General features: G+C 49.5%; 21 protein-coding genes. 20 read left to right on the top strand and 1 reads right to left on the bottom strand.

The genetic code is table 11. The features are described 5' to 3' along the window. Nucleotides 1-50 precede the first annotated feature (50 nt). From H70357_RS33910 to H70357_RS33830, 17 genes are all read left to right on the top strand, one after another. Entirely contained in the window at nucleotides 51-2,033 is a 1,983-nt protein-coding gene (locus tag H70357_RS33910) for an endonuclease MutS2 (protein ID WP_038598244.1), read from the top strand. Nucleotides 2,034-2,305: 272 nt separating this feature from the next. Then, nucleotides 2,306-4,021, top strand: coding sequence for an oligopeptide ABC transporter substrate-binding protein (opp4A, locus tag H70357_RS33905; RefSeq protein WP_038598243.1), 1,716 nt, complete (start codon nucleotides 2,306-2,308; stop codon nucleotides 4,019-4,021). Nucleotides 4,022-4,453: 432 nt separating this feature from the next. Further along, on the top strand, nucleotides 4,454-5,485 hold the full coding sequence (locus H70357_RS33900; protein ID WP_038598242.1) for an LCP family protein: 1,032 nt from the start codon (nucleotides 4,454-4,456) through the stop codon (nucleotides 5,483-5,485). A 190-nt stretch (nucleotides 5,486-5,675) separates the two neighbouring features. After that, nucleotides 5,676-6,101 (top strand): CBS domain-containing protein, encoded by a 426-nt coding sequence (locus tag H70357_RS33895; protein ID WP_020425709.1) that lies wholly within the window; start codon nucleotides 5,676-5,678, stop codon nucleotides 6,099-6,101. A 218-nt stretch (nucleotides 6,102-6,319) separates the two neighbouring features. Then, complete coding sequence (locus H70357_RS33890; protein ID WP_036706324.1) at nucleotides 6,320-6,631, top strand: MazG-like family protein; 312 nt, start codon at nucleotides 6,320-6,322, stop codon at nucleotides 6,629-6,631. 6 nt (nucleotides 6,632-6,637) lie between these two features. Then, complete coding sequence (locus tag H70357_RS33885; protein WP_038598241.1) at nucleotides 6,638-7,555, top strand: DUF2232 domain-containing protein; 918 nt, start codon at nucleotides 6,638-6,640, stop codon at nucleotides 7,553-7,555. Nucleotides 7,556-7,566: 11 nt separating this feature from the next. Continuing rightward, nucleotides 7,567-9,573, top strand: a complete 2,007-nt coding sequence (locus H70357_RS33880; protein WP_038598238.1) for a DHH family phosphoesterase — start codon at nucleotides 7,567-7,569, stop codon at nucleotides 9,571-9,573. After that, entirely contained in the window at nucleotides 9,570-10,016 is a 447-nt protein-coding gene (gene rplI, locus H70357_RS33875; protein WP_038598236.1) for a 50S ribosomal protein L9, read from the top strand. Before H70357_RS33880 ends, rplI begins: the two co-directional genes overlap by 4 nt. Before the next feature lies 1 nt (nucleotide 10,017). After that, entirely contained in the window at nucleotides 10,018-11,379 is a 1,362-nt protein-coding gene (dnaB, locus tag H70357_RS33870; RefSeq protein WP_038598234.1) for a replicative DNA helicase, read from the top strand. 213 nt (nucleotides 11,380-11,592) lie between these two features. After that, nucleotides 11,593-12,879 carry an adenylosuccinate synthase gene (locus H70357_RS33865; RefSeq protein WP_038598232.1) on the top strand — a complete coding sequence of 429 codons (1,287 nt, stop codon included), beginning with the start codon at nucleotides 11,593-11,595 and terminating at the stop codon, nucleotides 12,877-12,879. 175 nt (nucleotides 12,880-13,054) lie between these two features. Continuing rightward, nucleotides 13,055-13,699, top strand: coding sequence for a hypothetical protein (locus H70357_RS33860; RefSeq protein WP_038598230.1), 645 nt, complete (start codon nucleotides 13,055-13,057; stop codon nucleotides 13,697-13,699). Between the two features lie 329 nt (nucleotides 13,700-14,028). Continuing rightward, a complete protein-coding gene (locus tag H70357_RS33855; RefSeq protein WP_038598228.1) occupies nucleotides 14,029-15,582 on the top strand; it encodes a M23 family metallopeptidase in 1,554 nt (517 codons plus the stop codon). A 182-nt stretch (nucleotides 15,583-15,764) separates the two neighbouring features. Further along, on the top strand, nucleotides 15,765-16,496 hold the full coding sequence (yycF, locus tag H70357_RS33850; protein WP_038598226.1) for a response regulator YycF: 732 nt from the start codon (nucleotides 15,765-15,767) through the stop codon (nucleotides 16,494-16,496). Beyond that, a complete protein-coding gene (gene walK / locus H70357_RS33845; protein WP_038598224.1) occupies nucleotides 16,496-18,328 on the top strand; it encodes a cell wall metabolism sensor histidine kinase WalK in 1,833 nt (610 codons plus the stop codon). Before yycF ends, walK begins: the two co-directional genes overlap by 1 nt. Beyond that, complete coding sequence (locus tag H70357_RS33840) at nucleotides 18,325-19,602, top strand: YycH family regulatory protein (RefSeq protein WP_038598222.1); 1,278 nt, start codon at nucleotides 18,325-18,327, stop codon at nucleotides 19,600-19,602. The genes walK and H70357_RS33840 overlap by 4 nt, the downstream gene beginning before the upstream one ends. Before the next feature lie 143 nt (nucleotides 19,603-19,745). Beyond that, complete coding sequence (gene yycI / locus H70357_RS33835; RefSeq protein WP_038598220.1) at nucleotides 19,746-20,489, top strand: two-component system regulatory protein YycI; 744 nt, start codon at nucleotides 19,746-19,748, stop codon at nucleotides 20,487-20,489. Between the two features lie 18 nt (nucleotides 20,490-20,507). Beyond that, nucleotides 20,508-21,314 (top strand): MBL fold metallo-hydrolase, encoded by an 807-nt coding sequence (locus tag H70357_RS33830; RefSeq protein WP_038598218.1) that lies wholly within the window; start codon nucleotides 20,508-20,510, stop codon nucleotides 21,312-21,314. Here the strand turns inward: H70357_RS33830 and H70357_RS33825 are convergent. Continuing rightward, entirely contained in the window at nucleotides 21,283-21,489 is a 207-nt protein-coding gene (locus H70357_RS33825; RefSeq protein WP_038598216.1) for a hypothetical protein, read from the bottom strand. The two genes, H70357_RS33830 and H70357_RS33825, sit on opposite strands and share 32 nt — an antisense overlap. 376 nt (nucleotides 21,490-21,865) lie before the next feature. Here H70357_RS33825 and H70357_RS33820 point away from each other — a divergent pair, with 376 nt between their 5' ends. The 3 genes from H70357_RS33820 to H70357_RS33810 all read left to right on the top strand — a co-directional run bounded on the left by H70357_RS33820 (nucleotide 21,866) and on the right by H70357_RS33810 (nucleotide 24,135). After that, nucleotides 21,866-23,113 (top strand): S1C family serine protease, encoded by a 1,248-nt coding sequence (locus tag H70357_RS33820; protein WP_038598214.1) that lies wholly within the window; start codon nucleotides 21,866-21,868, stop codon nucleotides 23,111-23,113. Nucleotides 23,114-23,501: 388 nt separating this feature from the next. Then, nucleotides 23,502-23,702, top strand: a complete 201-nt coding sequence (locus tag H70357_RS33815; RefSeq protein ID WP_019914582.1) for a cold-shock protein — start codon at nucleotides 23,502-23,504, stop codon at nucleotides 23,700-23,702. Between the two features lie 202 nt (nucleotides 23,703-23,904). Beyond that, on the top strand, nucleotides 23,905-24,135 hold the full coding sequence (locus tag H70357_RS33810) for a cold-shock protein (protein WP_038598212.1): 231 nt from the start codon (nucleotides 23,905-23,907) through the stop codon (nucleotides 24,133-24,135). Nucleotides 24,136-24,353: the final 218 nt, after the last annotated feature.

The raw sequence follows: 24,353 nt of genomic DNA, 5'->3' as shown, positions 1-24,353 counted from the left end.
GGAACAATCACGCCTGATACATTCAGGTCGACAATAGAGGAGGAGAAACATTGAATCTGCAAAGTTTGAATACCCTTGAATACGAAGAGATCAAACAGGATTTGGCACGGCATGCAGTATCCTATGAAGGAAGAAGATATGTAAATGAGCTGGCACCGATGACTTACCTGCCGGCAATCCACCGGGCATTGGATGAAACGGATGAAGCCTATGAGCTGCTGGGAAGAGGGGCAAGTGTTCCGTTGCCTTCTCTGGAGGGAATCGAGTCGATCATGTCACTGCTGGGTACCGGATATATGTATAACGAGCAGGATCTTATGTCGGTATGCACCTTTCTGAACAGCTGCAGTCAGCTGCGCAAGTATATGGCCTCTAAGGAGCAAAGTGCGCCGCGGATCGCCGCCTACGGAGCTTCTCTGCAGGAATTGAGGCATGTCAGAGAGGAAATTGAACGCTGTATCCGGTTTGGGGTCATAGAAGACCAGGCGAGTAAAGGGCTGGAGAGAGTGCGCAAGCGTTTGGCAGTGGCTAAAGAGCGGCTGAACAGGAAGCTGGAGAGCATTATGTCCAAGCACCAGTCTATCCTCCAGGAGAATCTGGTCAGCATGCGCGGCGGGCGTTATGTTATTCCTGTAAAACGCGAATATCACAAGCAGGTGAAAGGCTCAGTGCTGGATCAATCCACCAGCGGACAGACCGTCTTCGTCGAGCCTTATGATATAGCCGCCCTACAGGGAGAGCTGGAGCTGCTGGCTGCTGACGAGGCACGGGAAGAGGGAATGATTCTAAGCATGCTCAGCGGCATGGTGGAACAGGAGCAGGAAGCCTTGCGGGTCAATATCGATGTGACCGGCACGTATGATTTCATCTTTGCCAAAGCTAAGTACGCCCGCACACTTGGGGCGAGGAGAGTGGCTTTGAATGATCGTGGTTACTTGAGGATGAACGGCGGCAGGCATCCGAAGCTAAGGAATATGGTGCCGGTCAGCCTGGAGTTTGGCAAGGGCTATAAGTCTTTGATTGTAACAGGCCCCAATACTGGCGGGAAAACAGTTGTGCTCAAAACGCTGGGCCTACTGACCTTAATGGTGCATTCCGGAATGCTGGTTCCTGTAGAGGAGGGCTGTGACTTTACTGTGTTCAGCGATGTAATCAGTGTTATTGGAGACGGACAGAGCCTGACGCAGTCGCTGAGCACTTTTTCTGCCCAGATGAAGAGCATTGAGGGAATGCTGCAGGATGCCGGCAAAGGGGTACTGCTGCTGATTGATGAGCTGGCGGCAGGGACAGATCCCGGTGAAGGTTTTGCTCTCTCGATAGCTATTCTTGAGGAACTGAACCGCAAAGGGGCGAATATCATTGTCACTACTCATTTTAATGAGCTAAAAGTGTTTGCTGCTTCAACCCGGGGATTCCAGAATGCGCGGATGGAGTTCGATAAAGAGACACTCCGGCCGCTCTATAAGCTGACCATTGGCGAAGCGGGTGAAAGCTATGCGCTGCAAATCGCTGAGAAGCTGGGTATCCCGGGCAATGTCATTCAGCGCTCGCAGCAGCTTGTAGCCCAGCAGCGGGAACAACAGGGCGGGAGAGTGGTCTGGAGCAGCCCTAATGCCGGGCACACAGGGCACAAGACTGACGGAGTGAGAGTGTCCGTTGAATCGAATGAAGAGGACAAAGAGCGGACACAAGAAGGCGGAGAACAGATTGACTCTGCGGAGGAAGCAAACAGCAAGAAGCAGGCCGTAAGTTTTGAGGTAGGGGATGCGGTGTATGTCAGCTCCCTTGGAAGAACGGGAATTGTGTATGAGAAGCGAAATGACTTGGGAATGGTTGGGATCATGATTCAAAAGCAAAAAATGCAAATAAATCATAAACGCCTGAAACCCTACCTCTCCAAAGAGGAGCTGTATCCTGACGATTATGATTTTGATATTATTTTCGAGAGCAAGGATACCCGTAAAAAGCGCAAGCTGATGCGAAAAAGACATGTTGAAGGCGTGACGATCATCCATACGGATGAGGAACAATAGGCATAAATTCTGAACGGAGGTCTGCCCCGAAAAGGCAGGCCTTTTTGTGTCCGCCGCACAAAGGTTACAAATATGGTCTTTTCTTTACGGAGAATATTGTATATCCTCTATAATGTGGTTTATCAAAACCGTGTTTTAAAAATTTTACGCATTATATGATATATATAGCTTAAATTGGAATGACATCTAAATTTTAATAATAAATTCAGTAAAATAAACATTAGAAAACGCTTCCATATAGGATTAGAGGAACAGAAGAAAGGAAGGAATACATGCATAAACGTAAACTTGGCGGAATGCTGATGCTCATGGCTTTTCTACTTTCAGCATGCAGCGGTTTAGGCTTAAGCAATAATTCAAATACAATATCCTTCAGCAAAACGGCTGATGAAGCAAAGGCAGGGGGTACCGTTACCTATGGCTACACCTCTCCGTTCCAGGGATTGTTTGAACCCGCTTTTTTTGAAGGAGATGATGATTCCAATGTTCTTGATTTCATTACGGAGGCTATGTTTACCGTCGAGGATGACCTGACAACCGTACCGAATATTGCTTCCTGGCAGGAATCCGAAGATCATACCGTGTTCACATTCAGCATTAAACCCGGTGTCCGCTGGCATAACGGCGATGAGCTGACGGTGGAAGACTGGAAATTTGCACTTGAGACAATTGCCAGCCCTGACTACACAGGTTCAAGGTATTACAGCGTGGAAATGATTAAGGGAGTAGAAGATTATCATAGCGGAAAAGCGAAGGAAATCTCCGGAATCAAAGTCATTGATCCATATCGGCTGAGAATTACGGTAAATGCCGCACGCGTGAATACAATTGACAATTTGTGGCCTTATCCGATGAACAAGAAATATTATAGCGGAGTGGCTGTTAAAGATATGCCGGAAAGTGATCAGGTGCGGAAAAACCCAATTGGCATTGGCCCCTTCGAGGTAACGCAAATTCAGCCGGGGCAGCTTGTGGAAATGAAGCGATTTGACCATTATCACCGGGGAAAGGCGTTGCTTGACGCTGTTGTATATAAGGTAGTGGATCCTGAGAGCCTTTCTCCCCAGTTCGAGGAAGGCATGATCGATATTGGAACGGTTCCGCGGGATAACTTTGCAGCCATAAAGGACTTGGATAATATTGAGGTTCTGCAGTCACCGGAGCTCTCCTACGAATACATAGGCTTCAAATTTGGACATTGGGATGATGTAACACAACAAAATGTCATGGATAACCCCAAGTTTGCAGACAAGCGCTTGCGCAAAGCTATGTATTACGCACTGGACCGTCAAGGTATTATCAATAAATTCTCCAATGGGCTGGGAACGCTGATTGAAACTCCGGTCCCCAGTACAAGCTGGGCCAAAATTGCCGATTCAGAAATTATTACCTATCCCTATAACCCTGAACTTGCCAGGTCATTGCTTGATGAAGCGGGATATGTGGATGTGGATGGCGACGGCTTGCGCGAGGACCCCAAGGGAGCTAAATTCATCATTCACTATGATGCCATGAACGGCAGCAAGACCTCAGCGCCGCGCACGCAGGCGATTCTGCAGAATTGGCGGAAGGTCGGCCTAGATGTACAGCTAAACGGCGGAAGTCTGAAAGAGCTGAATACGTTCTACGAAGCGGTAGAGAACGATGATCCTTCGGTCGAGCTGTTTAACGGGGTATGGGGACTAGCCAGTGACCCGGATCCGTCAGGCTTGTGGCGCTCATCGGATCTGTGGAATTATTCGCGCTGGTATTCAACACGCAGCGAAGAACTGATCCGTGAGGGTGTGGGCACCAAATCGTATGACAAGGAGCATCGCAAGCAGGTGTATTATGAGTGGCAGAAGCTGATTAACGAAGAGGTTCCGATGATCTTTTTTGCCGAACGGGCCAATATTACTGCTGTTAATCATCGACTTCAGGGCGTAAGAGTGAATGCTATAAGCAATATTGTGGAGCCGCAGAAGTGGTGGATTAAGGATATCGATTAGACATTTGAGACCGCAAAAACCGCATCCCAAGAGATCGCGGAGGTTGCGGTCTTTTGGTGTTAAAGCCTAAGCTGTCAGCAGGTTTTTAAATATTTATTTGTCAAGCTGCATAACAAAATAGAGTTTTGCTCGTCATATACTTTATGGATTACAAGTTGCTGCAGCACAAATGATGTCGGTATTTGTTGTTTCTTTTTATGCGTCAAGTGATTACAATAGAAATATTGTTTCTGTGTCAAAGTTGTTTTCCAGGTTTATTCAACAATTAGATTGACCCTAATTCCTGAAAGGGGGAACACTAAGACTGAATAGGGGCAGAGAGCATGTTCAACAAAAGACACCCAGTCATGACTGTCTGGTAAGCAGCAGGCAAGCATTGTAAATAGATCTTCAAGCAATCCTGTGTATATTCCACCATAAAGAAGGAATCCAATGATGAAAAAGAAAAAAATGAAAAAAAGGTATATTGCCCTTATAGCACTTGTAGTCATCCTCGCCGGGGGTTTTCTGTTTCAAAAACAGCTGGCCGTCGTGGCTTTTGATCTTTTCCTGTCAGACCGGGTCGAAAAAACATTGGCGGAAGAATCTTATCAGCCGCTGAACGACAACAAAGTCAAACCGGAGCCGGTTGTTTATAAAAGCGACCCGTTCTCTCTCATGCTTCTGGGTACGGACCAGCGTGAAAATGAAACGGCGCGATCCGATACGATGATCTATGCGGTCATTCGTCCAGAGGATTACAAGATGCTGCTCATTTCCATACCGCGTGATACGTACACCGAAATCATCGGGCATAATGACAACAAGAAAGACAAAATCACACATGCTTACGCATTTGGCGGCCAGCAAATGGCTAAGGATACGCTGGAGGCGCTGCTGGGGCACGATATTCAATATTATGCCACAATTAATTTCCAAGGCCTCAAGGATGCGGTGAATGCCATTGGAGGCGTACCGCTGCCGATTAAGAAGGATATCGTAAACAAAGGCAAGGATCATGAGAAATTTACGATTGAGGGCGGCAAACCGAACTACGATGGGGAAGAAGCACTCAATTATACCCGTTACCGGGAGGACAGTGATTTTAACCGGACCAAGCGGCAACAGGTCTTTATTGATGTGGTTGCGAATAAAATGTTATCAATCAGTCAAATCGGCAAGATCCCTGAGCTGCTGGACATTATGGGTGAAAATTTCAAGACCGATATCGAGCCGTCCACCATTATTAGCCTGGCCAAGAAATTCATGAGCGGCAAAGACATGGATATTTCCAGCTTTACCGTGATGGGTGAAGGGGAGCGTATCAACGGATTGTATTACGATATCATTGATGAAGAAGACTTGAAGGAAGCGAAGGCCTTGATCGACAATTGGATGAGTGCCAGCACACCGGTTGATCAGCTGATTGAGCCGGGCAAAGCGGAGAACGCGCTGGAGCCTAAGGCTACAGCTCAAGCACAATAGAACGGTCAGGACCAATATAATATCCTTAAAAAAGCAGCAGCCATGTGCAAGGTTAGTGGCTGCTGCTTACTGTCTTCATGGTATAATGAGATGGAACTTATTGCTCGCGTAGGCGTATAACTACAATGGCCCTGTAACAAGGGGAAGGTAAGTGTTAATTCCTTCGGAACTCTTTGAGGAGGATCAAGAGATGAATATTGCGTTTTTTTTACTTCCGAAGCAGGAGGTCGCGTGCGTGACACTGGATTCAACGCTGCGGCAGACTCTGGAACGGATGGAATTTCACCGCTATACTGCTGTACCGATCCTGAACCGGAACGGGGAATATGCCGGAACCGTAACAGAAGGCGATTTGCTCTGGTACATGAAGGACTCGGGCGGGGCGGTTACGTTTGAAAATGCTTCAAAATATTTGCTTAAAGATGTGCCGCTGCGGATGAACAATCTGCCGGTATCGATCGACGCCGATATGGAGGATTTGATTAATCTGGCCAAGGTGCAGAACTTTGTGCCGGTGGTCGACGATATGAACCGATTTATCGGTATTGTCCGCCGGAGTCAAATTATTGAATATTGTGAGAAGGTTGTTTCGCGGCAATCGCAGGAATCGTTATAATTTATTGATGCATCAGATGCAAATGCAGCAAGGCCTGTATTTCCGGCAACAAACGGAATGCGGGCCTTTTTTGAAGAGGGATGGCCCGTAGAAGCGGTGTTAACGGGCCTATTGTCTGGAGACAAGCAGGGCTCTTTCCGGGGGGCTGACGTCCCGTGTGGCTGGGAAATATTTATGCTATAATGGAGAATAATGCTTTTTGCCGGAGGTTAAGAGACATGCCCAATGTGCCGAAGGATTTGGATGTGGCCAAACGCGCCAAGGTAATTGAGTGGTTAAAAACCGAAGTAATTGATCAAGTCTCAAGGCTGTTCAAGGCATTGTGGGAAGGCAGCACCGCCCGTGTGGGCGACAGTCTGGCCAGCCTGATTATGAGCTCATATATTCTGGGGCGCAGACTGGGTATTCCCTATCGAGAGCTGGATGATTTATTAATCGAAAAGCTTAGAAAGCACAGGCAGGAAGGGCATCAGCTTGAAGAATGGTACCAGGATATATCTGCGTTAGAAGAACATATGCGTAAGAGGTGAATACTGTTGAAATTTCGCTGGACATCTGTGGCATGGAGCATCGTCTACTTGCTGCTGCTGCTATCCTTATCAACCCCGCTGCTCATTATCACTACCCTTTTCTTGATTATTCCGGCTGTAGTGCTATTCACTACTCTGAGTACTAAACAGTTTATTGTACATCTACTGCCAGTACTGCTGATTGTAGGCCTGATTACGCCTGTTTACGTAGTGTTAGCGCTCTATTTCTTAATCCCGGCAATAGTTATGGGACGATGGTACAAGAAACGCGCTTCGGCGCTGTCCACCATCCTTGCGGGAACCGTTACGATTTTAGGTGAGTTTCTGCTGCTGCTGGTCATCGGTACGGCGCTGTTCAATTTTGATCTCTCCAGTTATGTCAATGATATGATGCAGATGGTTACGTCCCCGCTCTCTGATCTGGGCACGGGCAATCCGCTGATGACCGAGTTCAATCTTACATCTGAGGATGTAAATACAATCAGTCATATGACCATACAGGTTATTCCTATGACGCTGATTCTGAGCTCATTTATGATGGCTGTAATCACCCACTCCATTGTCCGCCCCATCCTTAACAGCATGGAATATGCGGTTCCCAAGCTGAAGCCTGCGCGTGAATGGAGACTTTCAAGATCATTTATCTGGTACTATCTGTTGGGAGTCGTAATTAACCTGCTGTTTGGCAATTCAGACAACAGCTTTATGCTGATGATCTCGGCCAATCTGCTGCCATTGCTGCAAATTGTATTTAAAATCCAGACTATCGGATTCCTGTTCTTCGTGGTCTACGAGCGTAAATGGAGCAAGATTGTGGCGATACTGCTGGCACTGCCGGTTATTTGGCTGCCGGGATTATGGATTATCGGTATTATCGATATGGCGTTCCCACTGCGAGAGCTAGTGAAGAAATCGAAACGATAGGGTGAGAGCTCATGCCTAAATTTCTGCAAAGACGCTGGCACGGCTATCATACCGTATGGGCGTTCCTGCTGCTGCTGGTCCTTATTATAGTCGTCAGTATCTATAACTGGGCTCTGGGGATTGCCAGCCTGTTTCTGGCCGGCACTTTATGTTTCTCCATGCTGCAAGCGGAGATCTCATTCCGGCGCAACCTGGTGGAATATATCAACGGGCTTTCTTTCCGCATCAAGCGGGTGGAAGGTGAGGCGGTCAGCATGCTTCCGCTCGGCATTATCCTGTATAGCGAAGACCGCACGGTGGAGTGGAACAACCGCAATGCCGGGGATATCTTTTCCCGGAAGTCCCTGGTAGGCGAAGCGCTGCAGGAGCTGCTGCCTGAGATGATGTCCTCTCTGACGGGAAATGTGCCGGTCAAGCGGGACCCGGCCAAAGAGGGCGTGCTCAAGGACATCAGACAGGAAATTTCAGTGGATGACCGGTATTATCAGGTTGTGGCCATACCCAGCGAGCGTCTGCTCTATTTGTATGACATTACCGAGCTTGTGGTTCTGCGGGAAAGGTATGAAGAAGAGAAGCTGGCCATCGGTATTGTGATGATGGACAATCTCGATGAAGCAGCCCAAGGCATGGATGATCAGCAGCGCACTTCGCTGATCGCCAAGGTAGCCAGTGAGATTACGGAGTGGAGCAAGCAGTTTGAAGTATACTTGCGGCGGTTGTCCTCAGAGCGCTACCTGATGCTGCTGAATCACCGCAGCCTGCAGGCGCTGGAAGAGAGCCGGTTCGTTGTACTCGACGAAGTGCGCGAAATGACGGCCGACCTCAAGGTGCCGATGACGCTGAGCATAGGCCTTGCCTATGGTTCAGAGTCCGCCAGTGAGCTCGGAGCGCTGGCGCAATCCAGTCTGGACATGGCGCTGGGCCGCGGCGGGGATCAGGCAGCTGTTAAGGCGGGCCAGAGGCTCTCCTTCTATGGAGGCAAGAGCAACGCGGCGGAGAAGCGCACGAGAGTCCGGGCGCGGGTCATTGCGCATGCGCTGCGTGACCTGATGCAGGAGAGCGACAGAGTGCTGATTATGGGTCACCGGGTCCCCGATATTGATGCCGTAGGGGCCGCTATTGGGCTGCTTAAGGCGGCACAGATGTACAATGTGGAAGCTAACATCGTGATGGAGACGCCTAATCCGTCCATCACTAGAATGATGGAGCAGATCCGCCGCGATGATGAGCTGTACAAAACCTTTGTTACTACAGAGCAGGCACTCCAGATGATGACTGAACATACGCTGCTGATTGTCGTGGATACGCACAAGGCCTCCATGACGATGGAGCCGCGTCTCGTGCAGTACGCCAGCCGCATTGTTGTTGTTGACCATCATCGCCGGGGTGAGGAGTTCATTAATGATGCGGTGCTGGTCTATCTGGAGCCCTATGCCTCCTCCACCTGCGAGCTGGTAACAGAGCTGCTGCAGTACATTCATGACAAGATTAAGCTCAGTCCGCTGGAGGCTACCATGCTGCTCGCGGGAATTACGGTCGACACGAAGCATTTCGCGTTGCATACCGGCTCGCGAACCTTTGAAGCGGCAGGGTTTCTGCGGCGGATCGGCGCGGACACGATCCTTATCCAGCGTATGCTGAAAGAGGATTTGCAGGAGTACATTTCCAAAGCGGAAATTATCAAACATGCCCGGATGGTGTATGATCATATTGCACTCGTTGTAACCTCACCGGGAATGAAAATTCCACAGCTCTTAATTGCCCAGACAGCGGATACGCTGCTTGGAATGACGAATGTGGTGGCTTCATTCGTGATCAGTGAGCGGCCTGACGGCCTCATCGGCATCAGTGCCCGGTCACTCGGACGAATGAATGTGCAGGTGGTCATGGAGAAGCTCGGCGGCGGAGGGCATTTGTCCAACGCAGCGGTGCAGCTCGAGGGAACATGCAAGCAAGCAGAAGCCAGACTAATGGAAGTTCTGGCTGAAATTGAAGCGAAAGAGGGGCTATTCGAATGAAGGTCATTTTTATAAAGGATGTTAAAGGTCAAGGCAAGAAGGGGCAAGTGAAAGAGGTATCGGAAGGCTATGCAGCGAACTTCCTGCTGCCGCGCGGCTTGGTACGCCCGGCCACAGACGGCAATGTGAAAACTCTGGAGAATCAGGCAGCAGCCGAGCAGCGCCGCAAGGACCAGGAGAAAGAGGAAGCGCAGCAGCTGGGTAAGAAGCTGGACGAGCTGACGTTGACCCTGAAAGCAAAATCGGGTGAAGGCGGCCGTCTCTTCGGCGCTATTACAAGCAAGCAGATCGCCGAAACTTTGGTGGAAACACAAGGGATCGTAATCGACAAGCGCAAAATTGAGCTGAGTGATCCCATTCGCCATGTAGGTACGTTTCAGGTAAGTGTGAAGCTGCATACTGAAGTAAAGGCTAACCTTACGGTGCAGGTAACGGAGGAGTAAGATGGGTGGAGATCTCTTTTTCGATCGGATTCCCCCGCAGAACCTGGAGGCAGAGCAGGCTGTAATCGGTGCTGTTCTGCTGCAGGATGAAGCGCTGGTTACCGCGATGGAGCGGGTGAATACCGAAGACTTCTACGATAAACCGCATCAAATGATTTTTGAGGCGATGGTGCAGCTCGGAGAAGAGAGCCAGCCGATTGATCTGGTTACGCTGACGTCCAGACTGCAGGACAAGGGACAGCTTGAGGATATCGGCGGTGTCAGCTATTTGGCTAAGCTGGCGCATGCTGTGCCGACTGCGGCCAACGTGGAATATTATGCGCAGATTATTGAAGAGAAGGCGATGCTGCGGCGGCTGATCCGTACAGCGACGCAGATCGTCAGTGAAGGGTACACCGGCGGTGAGGATGTAGCCGATATGCTGAGCGATGCCGAGCGGCGGATCCTGGAGATCTCCAACCGCCGGAGCGGCAGCGGCTTCATCGCCATCCGTGATGTGCTCATGCAGGTCTTCGACCGTGTGGAGCTGCTTCATCAGAATAAGGGGGGCACCTCCGGGATCCCCACCGGCTTTGCCGACCTTGATCATATGACCAACGGCTTCCAGCGCAATGACCTGATTATTGTGGCGGCCCGTCCATCCGTAGGGAAGACGGCATTCGCACTGAATATTGCCCAGAATGTAGCGGTTCGTGCCAAAGAGACCGTAGCCATCTTCAGTCTGGAAATGTCGGCGCCGCAGCTGGTACAGCGTATGATCTGCGCGGAAGCCAACCTCGATGCCAACATTATGCGTACCGGTGATTTCAAAAGTGATGATGATTGGTCGAAGCTTACGATGGGGATTCAGTCCTTATCGGAAGCAGAAATCTATATTGATGATACTCCCGGGATCACGGTTACAGATATCCGGGCGAAATGCCGCAGGCTCAAGAAGGAAAAAGGCCTCGGCATGATCGTCATCGACTACTTGCAGCTCATTCAGGGCCGCGGCAAGGGCGGGGAGAACCGCCAGCAGGAGGTATCCGAGATTTCCCGTACCCTGAAGCAGATTGCCCGTGAGCTTGATGTTCCGGTCATTGCCCTTTCCCAGCTCAGCCGGGGTGTGGAGCAGCGGCAGGACAAGCGTCCGATGATGAGTGACCTTCGGGAATCCGGTTCCATTGAGCAGGATGCCGATATCGTAGCCTTCCTGTATCGTGATGACTACTATAACCAGGATACCGAAAAGAAAAATATCATTGAAATTATTATTGCCAAACAGCGTAACGGCCCTGTCGGCACTGTAGAGCTTGTGTTCCTGAAAAATTTCAACAAGTTCGTCAACTACGAGCGGGCACACTCTGAACCTTTTGCAGGGTAGATCATTTATTCACAATTCCCGAACGATTGCACATTTCCTTGTGTGATCGTTCGTTTTTATTTGACTTTAAAAAGTACCGCTGTTACACTGGTTATTGTGCTTTAGCGGGTTAAAACTGCTTTGGCGTCCGGAGGGCTGCGTACATAAGAACGCTGTACAGAGCCCATATTATGAAAAATAATGGTGCTAGCTTGCACCTACGGAGGAATGAATATGTCAACGGTAGTCGTCGTGGGAACACAATGGGGAGACGAAGGCAAAGGGAAGATCACGGATTTTCTGGCAGAGAGCGCAGATGTGGTCGCCCGGTATCAGGGGGGTAACAATGCCGGTCACACGATTCTGATTGACGGAAAGAAATTCAAGCTGAGCTTGATTCCATCAGGTGTATTTTATAAAGAAAAGACTTGTGTAATCGGTAACGGAATGGTTATTAATCCGGAAGCCCTGATCCAAGAAATTAATTATATTCATGAGAACGGATTTGATACCAAAAATCTGGTGATCAGTGATCGTGCCCATGTCATTATGCCATATCATATGCTGCTTGATGCCTTGGAAGAAGACCGTAAAGGCCCGAACAAAATCGGTACTACACGCAAGGGAATTGGCCCGGCGTATATGGATAAAGCGGCACGCAACGGAATCCGGATCGCCGATCTGATGGATGCCGAGGAATTTGAGCTGAGACTACGCCAATTAATGGAGGAAAAGAATCAGGTCATTACCCAGGTATATGGAGCGGAAGCCTTGAACGTGGAAGAAATTCTGGTCAAATATCTGGAGTATGCAGAAGTGCTTCGCGGTTATGTGACGGATACTTCAGTGGTTCTGAATGATGCTATAGATGCTGATTCCAGAGTACTGTTTGAAGGTGCACAAGGTGTAATGCTGGATATCGATCAAGGGACTTATCCGTTTGTTACATCGTCGAACCCTTCGGCTGGTGGTGTGTGTATCGGTTCTGGCGTGGGCCCTTCGAAGATCAAGCAGGTTATCGGGGTTGCCAAGGCCTACACTACCCGTGTTGGCGATGGTCCGTTCCCTACTGAGCTGAACGATGCTACGGGTGATTACATCCGTGAAACAGGCCATGAATATGGTACTGTAACCGGACGTGCACGCCGTGTGGGCTGGTTCGACAGTGTGGTTGTCCGTCATGCCCGCCGGGTCAGCGGAATTACCGGTCTGTCGCTCAACTCGCTGGATGTGCTTAGCGGCCTTGAGACGGTGAAGATTTGCACCGGCTATAAATTCCGCGGCGAGGTGATTACTCACTATCCGGCCAGCCTCAAAATGCTGGCTGAATGCGAAGCTGTCTATGAGGAGCTTCCAGGCTGGAGCGAAGACATCACCGGAGCGAAGACACTGGAGGATCTGCCGGCTAATACACGCAGATATGTGGAGCGGGTATCGGAGCTTACAGGCATTCCGATTGCCATCTTCTCCGTAGGACGCAACCGTGAGCAGACCAATCAGGTTCTGCCTATCTATATCTAAGTGATTCCTGTGAGTAAAGGGGCCCCCTATGTGGGTCTCTTTTTTTTGCGCTTCAACAATTATGTAATATTTTGGTTTCCCGGAGCCGGTTCTAGTCAATACTGGGAGGATGAAAGCAATAACGCACTGATCCTCCGGAGATTGAATATGAACAGGGCGCAAGGGAGTGATGAAGATGAAGATAGTAAGACGTGCACTTGGAGTCTGCCTGATTGTCGTACTGGCCAGCGCACTTTCGGTTCTGACCACGGCATTCGTCGTCAATACGTATATACAGTCGGTGTTGGCCAGTTTTGATATAAAGCTGGAGGGGCCGTCACCGGGCATCGGCGGTTTTATCAAGAGCCTCACGGGAATGGGAGCCACAGATAACGCCAAAAATGTAGCTGAGGATGTTAAAGATGCCCCCGGTGCAAAGAAAGACAGTAAAAGTGAAACGGTGGACACACCAGAACAAAAAACGGAGAAGTCCGTGGAGGAAAAGGTGCCTGAGGATGCTTTGGCTGTAATGGGAGAGGCTTCCGGAGAGGAAGAACAAAGTGACAGTGCACTGGACCAGCAGCTGGTGATGACACCGGAAGCGATGGGTGAGCTCAAGGACAGTTTGCCCATGGATGAGAAATCCAATATTTTCAATATCCTGATGACCAAGCTTCCGCAGGAGGAGATGCAGAAAATCTCAACGGCGATGGAGGATGGGTTGACGGAGAATGAAGTGAAGGAACTGCAGCAAGTCATTGCCAAGTATGTGAATCCTGATGAATATGACACATTAATGAAAATGCTTACACCAAATTCAACTGAGAGTACCACAAACTAAAAATTGTCATTTTTTGGACACGTTCTTGATGTTAAAATGTCAAAATCATGGAAGAAACCCGCGATTATCGCGGGTTTTGTCTTTGGGGTAAAGTTGAAATTTTTCTGCCGTCTATGGTACAGTAAAAAAGGACTATAAGGGGTTAATTTTTTGTAACCTTTTTAAATATAAGAAAAGTGCGAATTTTACCTCATACTTTATGCTTATATTTTGGACGGAAACGAAATGCAGGTACACTAACGCACATAGTAAATAGATGCAGCAGCATATATAAAAGGGGTCGAATAACAAGGTTGGCCGCTTCTAAGCGGACTGAAAGGGAGAGTTTCATGAAAGGATTTAAGTTCATGCGCGGGATGGGGAAACTGCGGGACAAAGCAGAGACATCCGCAGAATTCAGCGCAGAAAGTCAAAAGGGCAGTTGTGCCTCTAGCGAAACTAACGTCTTTTATCAAGAAACCAAACCTCGGAGATTCCGGCGGTCCTGGATAGCAGCTTCTGCCGGTCTGGTGCTTCTGGCGACCTTTTCAATCGGGGTAGAGAAGAAATATGTGACCGCGAACACGGTAACCTATTATAAGGTGCTGGTTAAGGGTGAGGAAATCGGAAAGATCAGCGAGGAAACAGAGCTGGATCGGCTGTTCGAAGAGAAGCAGCAGGAATATCAGCTCAAGTATCCCGATTCAGTGATGGTGCTGCAAACAAGCGGCATTACGACAGAGGCGGAAAAAGCGTATAAACCGGAAATAGACAGTGCGGCTACGCTGGACAAGCTGGATGGCATGCTTAAAGCTTATGCAGTGGGTGTGCAGCTGACGGTGGATGGCAAAGCTGTGGGAATTGTCAAAGATCAGGAGACAGCGAATGCCGTCCTGCAGAGTGTGAAAGAACACTACGTTCCAGTTGCCGCGGTTTCAACGGGCACCCAGCTCAAGAGGACAGCAGCTACGCGTTCTGCGAAGGCGGCTGCACCGGCAAATGCAGACAAGGTAGAATCGGTTGCCATTCAGGAGGACGTTGCCGTTGTTCCTGTCAAGGCGGACCCCACCCAGGTGCTGAGCGTCGAGGAAGCGGTTGAGGTGCTTACCGAAGGGAAAGAGGAGCCGCTTGTTTATGCGGTTCAGGAAGGCGATACCGTCTCTGGGATTGCCAAACGTTTTGAGATTACGCAGGCTGATATTTTCCGCAACAATCCGTCGGTGAAAGAGCTGACCCTGCAAATTGGAGACGAGCTGCAATTGACCGTACCACAGCCAGAGCTTACTGTAGTAACCGTAGAGCAGGTATCGGAGCAGCTTGTCACTGAGCCGGAAGTGATTGTCCGCAAGAGCGATGAGCTGGCAGCAGGCAAGAGCAAGGTGGTCCGGGCAGGACAGACCGGCCTGAAACAGATGCAGTACCGGGTGACCAAGGAAAATGGTCTCGTAGTGAAGGAAGAATGGATGGGCCAGACGGTTCTGAAGGCTTCCTTGCCTGAGGTGGTCTATCGCGGCACGAAGGTAGTCGGCGAAGGAACGGGCATGTTCGCCTGGCCGGTCAGCCGGGCAAGCCTCTCCAGCAGCTTTGGCCAGCGCTGGGGACGAAGCCATAAAGGAGTCGATCTCGTATCCGGTAACCGGACCATAACAGCTGCGGATGCCGGGACGGTTACTTTTGCAGGTGTACAGAGCGGCTACGGCAATGTGGTCATTGTGGATCACAAAAACGGATATGTCACCTACTACGGCCATCTGAGAAGCATCTCAGTATCTGTCGGCCAGCGGCTGGAGCAGGGAGCCGGCATTGGTGTTATGGGCAACACGGGGCGTTCAACCGGTACCCACCTGCATTTTGAGATCCGCAAGAACGGCACAGCGGTCAATCCGCTGAGATATCTGAAATAATCCATAGGTTATAATCAGCCGTCCGAGTTTTCGGGCGGCTTTATCTTTTAAAGCTAAAAATATATTGATGAACTGGATGAAAGTATATTTCTATCCCCACTTCGTAGGATGTGACGCCAGTGCAGGTATGTTAAAATAAGAGAATGAGTGATTAGTACGCTTAGAAAGGTGAAGCTGAGCATATGCAGATGGGAACGATTCTGGTAGTAGACGATGAACAGCCTATTGCTGATATATTAAAGTTTAATCTCGAAAAAGAGGGCTATGAGGTAATCTGTGCCTTTGACGGCAACAGTGCTGTGGAGCTGGCTCTGTCCAGACGGCCCGATCTGATGCTGCTTGATCTGATGCTTCCCGGCAAGGATGGCATGGATGTCTGCCGCGAAGTGCGCTCTGCGCATTTGGACATCCCGATCATCATGCTGACAGCCAAAGACGGTGAGATCGACAAAGTGCTGGGTCTGGAATTGGGTGCGGATGATTATGTGACCAAGCCTTTCAGCACGCGCGAGCTGCTGGCCAGAGTCAAAGCTCAAATGCGGCGCCAGCATAAGCCATCGCCGTCCGAAATGCTTAGTGAAAGAGCGGAGAGCAAACAGGGCGTCAATCATTTCGGCCTGTTCGTTGATACCGACATGTACATGGTTTATAAAGACGGAGAGCCGCTCGATTTAACACATCGTGAGTATGAGCTGCTCTATTATATGATTCGCCACGCCGGCAAAGTAATGACCCGGGAGCATCTGCTGCAGGCGGTATGGGGCTTCGAATATTTCGGGGATGTGCGGACCGTGGATGTCACGATCCGCCGGCTGAGAGAAAAAATTGAGGAGAATCCCAGCAAGCCGGAATATATCTTCACCCGGCGCGGACTCGGTTATTTGATGCATAGCCCCAAAAGCGGGGGGCTGTGATGAAAGGGCGGTCCTTTTTCCGGACGATTCAGGCCAAGCTTATCATTATTTACGTGCTGCTGATTCTGATCGCGATGCAGCTGATCGGTGTATATTTTGTCAGCTCGATGAAGAATTCACTAACTGATAACTTCACCAAAGATTTAAAGGCGCGGGCAGAAATGTTGTCGATCCTTACGGCAGATAAACTAGGCAGCGAAGCCGGAACTGCCGGTGAAGAGACTGCAGTGGAGAGTCTGCGCGGAATGGTCAATAATCTGTATATCAGCGGAGCTGAAATTCAGGTACTGGATGCGAGCGGTAAAATTATTACGACATCTGTCCCTTCGCAAAATGATTATGTCGGGCAGCGGAACACACAAACCGTGGTCAGCCGTGCCCTGCAAGGCATCAGCGATAACGAGGAATATATCATTGCCGATGATAATGTGCGCAAGAAGGTGGTCGCCAAGCCGGTTCTCTCCGGCGACAAAGTGGTAGGCGCGATTTATATTGCTGCCGATATGAAAGATTTATACGCCACGATGAGCCGGATTAACAGCGTGTTCCTCTCCGGTCTGCTGCTGGCGCTCGCCCTGACGGCCGTTCTGTGTGTCATTCTCGCCCATACGATCACCCATCCTATCAAGGAGATGACCCGGCATGCCACAGCGGTTGCTGAGGGCCGGTTCAACCGTAAGATGCCTGTGTTCGGCAATGATGAAATTGGGCAGCTCAGTCAGGCGTTCAACTACATGACAGGAAGGCTCCGCGAAGCGCTGTCGCAGAATGAAGAGGAGAAGGAGAAGCTTGCTTCCATCCTGACCAATATGAGTGACGGCGTGGTAGCTACTGATGAAAGCGGCGTGGTGATTCTGATGAATACCCGGGCAGCAGATATGCTGGGAGCGGAAGGCCCGCTTCCGGAAGGGGCACCGCTCGATGAGCTGCTCGGTCTCGATCATGAGCAGTCGGGGTCGCTGGCGCAAGGCAACGCCCAATCAGCGATGCTTCATCTCTCGCCAATGGGCGGAGGCGATCCCAATATCGTCCGGGTCACCTTCACCCCGATTCACCGCCGTGAAGGCGGAGGGATTGCCGGAACCATTGCGGTGCTGCAGGATGTCACCGAACAGGAGAATCTGGAGGAATCGCGGCGGGAGTTCGTGGCGAATGTCTCGCATGAGCTGCGGACTCCACTGACGACGATCAAGAGCTATGTTGAGGCGCTTGATGATGGTGCGCTCGATGATCCGCAGCTTGCTGCGCGGTTTGTCGGAGTCATCCGCAATGAGACAGAACGGATGATCCGGCTTGTTACGGATCTGCTGCATCTCTCGCGGCTGGATTCGAGGGAATCGAGCCTGCGCATTCAGCAGACGGATATCTCCGAGATGCTGGAGGATGTGGCGGACCGCTTCTCCTTCCAGATTCGCCAGAAACGAATTCATATCAGCACAAGAGTGCGCAAGGAAGTCGCCACGGCCTGGCTGGACCGCGATCAAATTGATCAGGTGCTGGGCAATTTGGTCTCCAATGCGCTGAAATATACGCCGGAAGGCGGGACCATTCAATTGGAGGCACTCAAAACCGAAGATGGAATGCTGGCCGTTTCTGTACGTGATTCCGGGATTGGGATTCCCAAGAAGGATATCGAACGGATTTTTGAACGTTTTTACCGGGTTGATAAAGCCCGCTCGCGCAATATGGGCGGCACCGGACTCGGGCTGTCCATTGCCCGGGAAATTGTCAAAGCGCATGGAGGGTCAATTTCCCTGCAGTCAGAGCTTAATGAAGGCTCGCTGGTAACCTTCACACTGCCTCTGAAAGAGCAAAGGGGGAGTGTATTGTGAAGGAAACAATCAAGTCATGGATACTTGCCCTGCTCGTTTGCGGAAGTCTTGTAGAGAGCTATTATCTGATCTACCGGCTGCCGGGGAGCGACTCAGCGGTGATGTCAGAGAACTTGTATGTGAAGACAGATAATATGGGGCCCGAAGAAAAAGTTGAGAATCTGCTCTACCCTGATAAAATGATCATTCATATGGGGGAGGACAAGCATACGCTGTTTTATCCCGGCTCCACCTTCTATGACCTGATCATGAACCGGCTGAAAGGACGCGGGTTTGAGAGCTTTCAGCGGCGCTCGGTGCAGGATTTCGATTGGGACAAGATCCGCAGTGAGAATTCGGGCATTGAGCTGTCCTTCGGTGCCGGCATTCCGGTAACCTTGCTGCAGCGGGTAATGCAGCTTGCTCCCGATTCGCTGTTCCAGGGAGAAAGCATTGACCGGATCTGGATTTACAATGTTAAAAATGATTCCAAGGCACATGCCGTCTTTTTCAGCACTAGAGGTGATATCGTATATGAAGCGGCTAAGGCGGATTTGACTGTTCAGGACGTGCAGCAGCATGTGGATTTCGGTATGAATTGGACGCCATATACCGCAGTGAATGGCGATTATTATGTGCCGGAAGAAAAAATATCGCTGGTTGAGGTGGAAATTCCCTCCGGCATGTACACCATTGAACAAATGCAGAACAATCTATTCTTTGATGCCGGCAGCACCAGATATATTCCAGAGAAGGATGGCTCAAAGATTTATACAGACAGCAAACGCAGCCTGCAGGTTGATCAGGAACAGAACTGGATGAGCTATAGCGATCCGGCTGCACTTCCTGCGGGTGAAAGTACACCTGCGAAGGATGCCCTGGAAGCGGTGGATTTTGTCAACAAGCATGGTGGATGGAACGGTACATACCGTCTGGCATCAACGGAGGAGGGCAACCAGGAGCGGACCGTTTCCTTCCAGCAGTACTACGGTTCTTATCCGATTATGAGCAAGCCGAAGCTGCAGTATGGCGCTATTAACCTGGAGTTGCAGCAGGGCACAGTATCCTCCTATGAGCGATCGCTGATGTATACAGAAGAGGGAAAAGCCGTTAAACAGATTGTGGAGCTTCCCGGTGGCGATGAGCTGCGGGCTAAGCTGGCCCAATTCAGCGAAGCTTCGCCTGTGAAGGATTTGACCCCGGCCTATGTTGCTTCAGTAAACGGGGAGAAGCTGAAGCTCCTGCCGGTATGGCGGGTGACGCTCCGTGACGGCACTTTCCTTACACTGAACTAGAGTAATAGACGCGCGGGAATTCACACGACGAAGCAGAATCAACGAAGTGAATGCTCACAAACGAAGCGGATGCTTCCGAAGCTAGTTTTGTTCGAAGCAGAATCAACGAAGTGAATGCTCACAAAACTTTAAGGAGGAGCGGTATGGACTGGGGAAGAGCCAAAAATGTGCTGATTTACGCCTTTCTGGTATTGAATCTGCTGCTTTGTTATCAGCTCTGGATGGACTTGCGCGATCAGGCCAGTGCCAATCTGGATTTCACTTCCCTATCCGCAGAAACGCAGGCGGTGATGGAACAGAAGGGGATTCGTGTGTTGTGTCCCATTCCGGCTGCCACTCCGCAGCTGCCCGATATCACTTACCGCTACTCCGGGGAAGAGCAGAATGAGGAACCGGTTGAACTGAAGGTGCCGATAGACAGCAAGCTGATTTATTCATCATTTGCCGAACTGAGCAGTTCACTGGCAGACCAGATCACAGACATCGCCAATTATCGCTTTGATTCTCAGGAGAGCGAGGTAGGCAAATTTGTACTTCATCCACTGGTCGACCATAAATGGTCTTTGTTCAGAGTGCGGCTTGAGCTGATCAACAGTGATCAAAAAATTGTGGCCTACCGTTGGCCGAAGATTGAAATCGGAGCTACAAGCAGTGACGAAGATATCCAGAAGGTGCTTCCGGCCTCACAGGCACTCAGCAGCCTGATTGAGAAATATTTTCCGGCGGATTCGGTAGTTAAAGAGATTGAGCTTGGCTATTATGGGGAATTGTTCAACTCTGAAAGCCAGGTGGCTTCGCCAATGTGGCGCTTTATGCTGGAGAACGGCAACGCCTATTACGTCGATGCCATCAGTGCGGACATCATCAGTCCGAAGACAACAGAGTAGAAGGAGCAGGAGAGAGATATGGGGATTTCATTTACGGTACTGTCCAGCGGTTCTACCGGCAACGTAACAGTGGTGCGAAACGGGGAAACGGCGCTTATGATCGACGCGGGCCTCAGCGCCAAACGGATCGACGAGCTGCTCGCGATGCGTGAGATGACGGGCAAGGAGATAGACGGAATACTGGTTACGCATGAGCACTCGGACCATATCAAGGGACTTGGAGCCATGGCCCGCAAATACGATCTTCCGATCTACGCCAACTCCAATACCTGGGGGGCGATTGAGAAGGGGATCGGCACTATTGCCGAGCATAACCGGATTATTATGGAGACCGGACAGCACAGGGATTTCGGCAGTCTGCGGGTAGAGTCATTTGCAATCTCCCATGATGCGGCTGAACCGGTAGGGTACAATTTTTATGACGGCAAGGAGAAGCTTTGTGTTGCTACGGATCTTGGGTATGTCAGTGATAAAGTGCGGACGGCGATTGCCGATTCGGATGTGCTGGTACTGGAGGCCAACCACGATATAGAGATGCTGAGAATGGGGCGTTATCCGTGGAATACGAAACGGCGGATTCTGGGCGATTTAGGCCATCTCTCCAATGAGGCGGCGGGAGCGGCACTAAGCGAGATTCTTACCGGACGGACCAAACGGACCTATCTGGCTCACTTAAGCCGGGATCACAATATGATGGATTTGGCCAAAATGTCGGTGCGCGGGGCAATGGAAGACCGGGGCTGCTTCTTCAGAGACAGTGAGTTCAGATTGTGCGATACCTATTATGACCAGCCTACGCCGTGGGATAAGGTGAGCCAGTCATAAGCTGGTCTACCTCCGTAATTTTACGTTCCAATTCTTGGCGTGAGAAAAGCCCTTTATCAATCAGCAGCTCGATCATGGCGCTTTGAACCAGGATCAGATGATAGTGTTCATCCTTCAGGTCACCGAGTTTGCCGATAAATTGCACCAGATCCATACTTGTTGAAAAAGATTCCATATTTATTCCTCCTTCTGAGCTAAATGAAAGCTGATCTGTAAAAAATTTGTAGGGTTTTTACGTCAGAAAAAACGTGGGTGCTAGCCCCGCCTGTGATACAATCATAAAGAGCAGAATTAAGCCTGAGTTTAAATAGTACTTCTATTATTGTAGTCTTTTAAGTTGGAAAATATTCCGGATTGAAGCTTATCCTTTTTTAATATGTTGCAAGAATAGGAGACCCCTTGCGCTTATAACACACACATTTGTGGTGAATGAATGAAGTGAAACCTTTTAGAGCTTTCAGGAGTCTAAGAGATAAAGCGGAAAGCTCGGGCGTGGTTGCTTGGCGTTCAGGTCATGGATGCAGTGGCAATAGAGGGGAGAGGATGTAACGGTGGGACTGTTTGATGATGATTTTTATTCAACCAAGGTACCGCGGCGCGAAGGCAGAGGGCAGGAACCCTCTAAGGTCTTAACGAGCCGGAATTGGTCTGCCCGCAAATCACGGCGGAGCCTGGCAACTTGGCAGGTGTCTGTCATTAGCTCAGTGATCAGTGCGGTGGTTGCAGTACTTCTGTTCAGTCTGGCTACAGGTCAGTTGACACAGGAGAAGGCGGAGCAGCCGAAAGTGATTGAGAAGGTGACTGCAAGCAGCGGTGACCCGTATGAACGGATTGTTCAGGCTGCGGCTCTTGTCCGACCGGCCGTTGTGAGCATAATTAATCATAAAGAAGATAACAAGGAACTTAACATTCTCGACGAGTCGGCACTTGGCTCGGGAGTGATCTATAAGAAGGACGATAACAAGGCCTTTATTATTACCAATAATCATGTGATCGAGGGCTTCGGCAAGCTGGAAGTGGTTACGGTAGATGGTGAGACACGCAAGGCAACACTTGTGGGTACGGATAAAGTAAGTGATATCGCGGTGCTCTCCATTGATGCTAAAGGCATTACCACAGTAGCCCAGATTGGTGATTCCTCCAAGCTGCGGTTTGGGGAGACGGTCATTGCTATCGGCAATCCGCTGGGACTCGGCGATAGCTTGACCTCGGGGATTGTCAGCTACACAGAACGGACCATTCCCGTATCACTGAACCAGGACGGTGTCTATGACTGGGAACAAGAAGTCATTCAGACGGATGCTGCAATTAACGAGGGCAATAGCGGAGGCGCGCTGGTCGATCTGAACGGCAAGGTGATTGGTATTAATACAATGAAGATTTCCGATACAGGCGTGGAGGGACTTGGTTTTGCCATCCCGGCCAATCATGTTATGGAAACGGCGGGTGAGCTTGAGGCTAACGGGAAGATTGCCCGCTCTTATCTGGGAGTGTATTCCGTAGATTTGAATAACCCTTATGTGCCGCTCGCAGAAGATCAGCGCAAGGAGCTTAATCTGCCAACGACCGTTAAAGACGGAGTAGTTGTGCTGGATGCGGTAGGGCCGGCCAAGGATGCAGGACTGCAGTTCAATGATGTGATTACCAAGTTTGACAATGAACCGATCACATCGACCCTTTCGCTGCGCAAGTATCTGTATGATCACACCAAAATCGGAGATGATCTGAAGATTACTTATTACCGCAACGGAGAGGTAAAACAGGTGACAGTGAAACTTCTTGAAAAACAAAAGGAATAAAAGCGGCGTCAGCCGTATATAATAATGTGGCAGTCAAGATAAGCGAGACGGCCCAGCCGTCCTTATTATAAAATTAAGGACGGCATCCGTTTCGAAGTCAAATCATCTGGGTATATTACTTAATATGGATGCAAATCCCCCTTTTTATAAAGACTGGTAGCCCTTACATTGGGAACAACACCTTATAAGGGGAAATACGGATATATTCGGATGTTGGCTTGCCTTTGTAACTCCGGTGTGGTAACATGAGATTAATCATACATTTGATACCTAATTCTCGTATTGAAAAGGGCTGTCAATGCAAATACAACCTTTTTCAATGTGTGAATTTTTTCTTTGTTTGAAGATAAAAAGAACATATTAATTTAAATTTGTGGAGGTAACACACATGCAAACAGGTACAGTTAAATGGTTCAACGCAGAAAAAGGATTCGGTTTCATCGAAGTTGAAGGCGGAAGCGACGTATTCGTTCACTTCAGCGCAATCACTGGCGACGGCTTCAAAACTTTGGACGAAGGCCAACGCGTTGAATTCAACGTTGTTCAAGGCAACCGCGGACCACAAGCCGAAAACGTTGTAAAACTGTAATAATAGAAGCACCGTCCCCGCTTTTGCAAGTTGGGACGGTCTTTTTTTATAAGATCAACTGCTATATCATCATGAAACCACAACATGATCTTGAAGTAGAGCAACTGCAAATGAAGGATTTGTAAGCATCTTAGAAAGAATATAATTGGATGCTTTTTTACTTGTTTCTCAACTTGTAACATAAAGGAAGGGAGGAACGGCAATGAACTACCGGAAGAAGCCTTTAGAGGAAGTACCGGAAGAAAATACCGCAATTTGGGCCTGTACCAATGATGGATGCAACGGATGGATGAGGGATAATTTCGCATTTGAACATGCGCCTTCTTGCCGTCTCTGTCATGCCCCAATGGTTCGCAGCATGAAGATGCTGCCGCAATTGCTTAATTCTAATGGCGATCTCAAATCGCTGAAGAAGGGTATTTCGATTACCTAACCAATGCCTTTATGAGTCAAGCTTTCTATAGAACGACGAACAAATCCAAGACGGTAAAACCGTCTTATTTTTTTTGCTTTCCGAACGTAATATTGTGATATTTGTCACAAATTTATTGTTTTTTAGGCCGAATCCGGGTGTATAATGTGATAATTATCACACTTTAAGCCTTAAATTTTTGACAGAATAGACATAACGAATGGGGAGAAGAAAGGGGA

The sequence above is a fragment of the Paenibacillus sp. FSL H7-0357 genome (genome assembly GCF_000758525.1).
Lineage (GTDB): Bacteria > Bacillota > Bacilli > Paenibacillales > Paenibacillaceae > Paenibacillus_AQ.
Note: the sequence above shows the minus strand (reverse complement) of the source record. Positions and strands in the feature narration are given on the sequence as shown.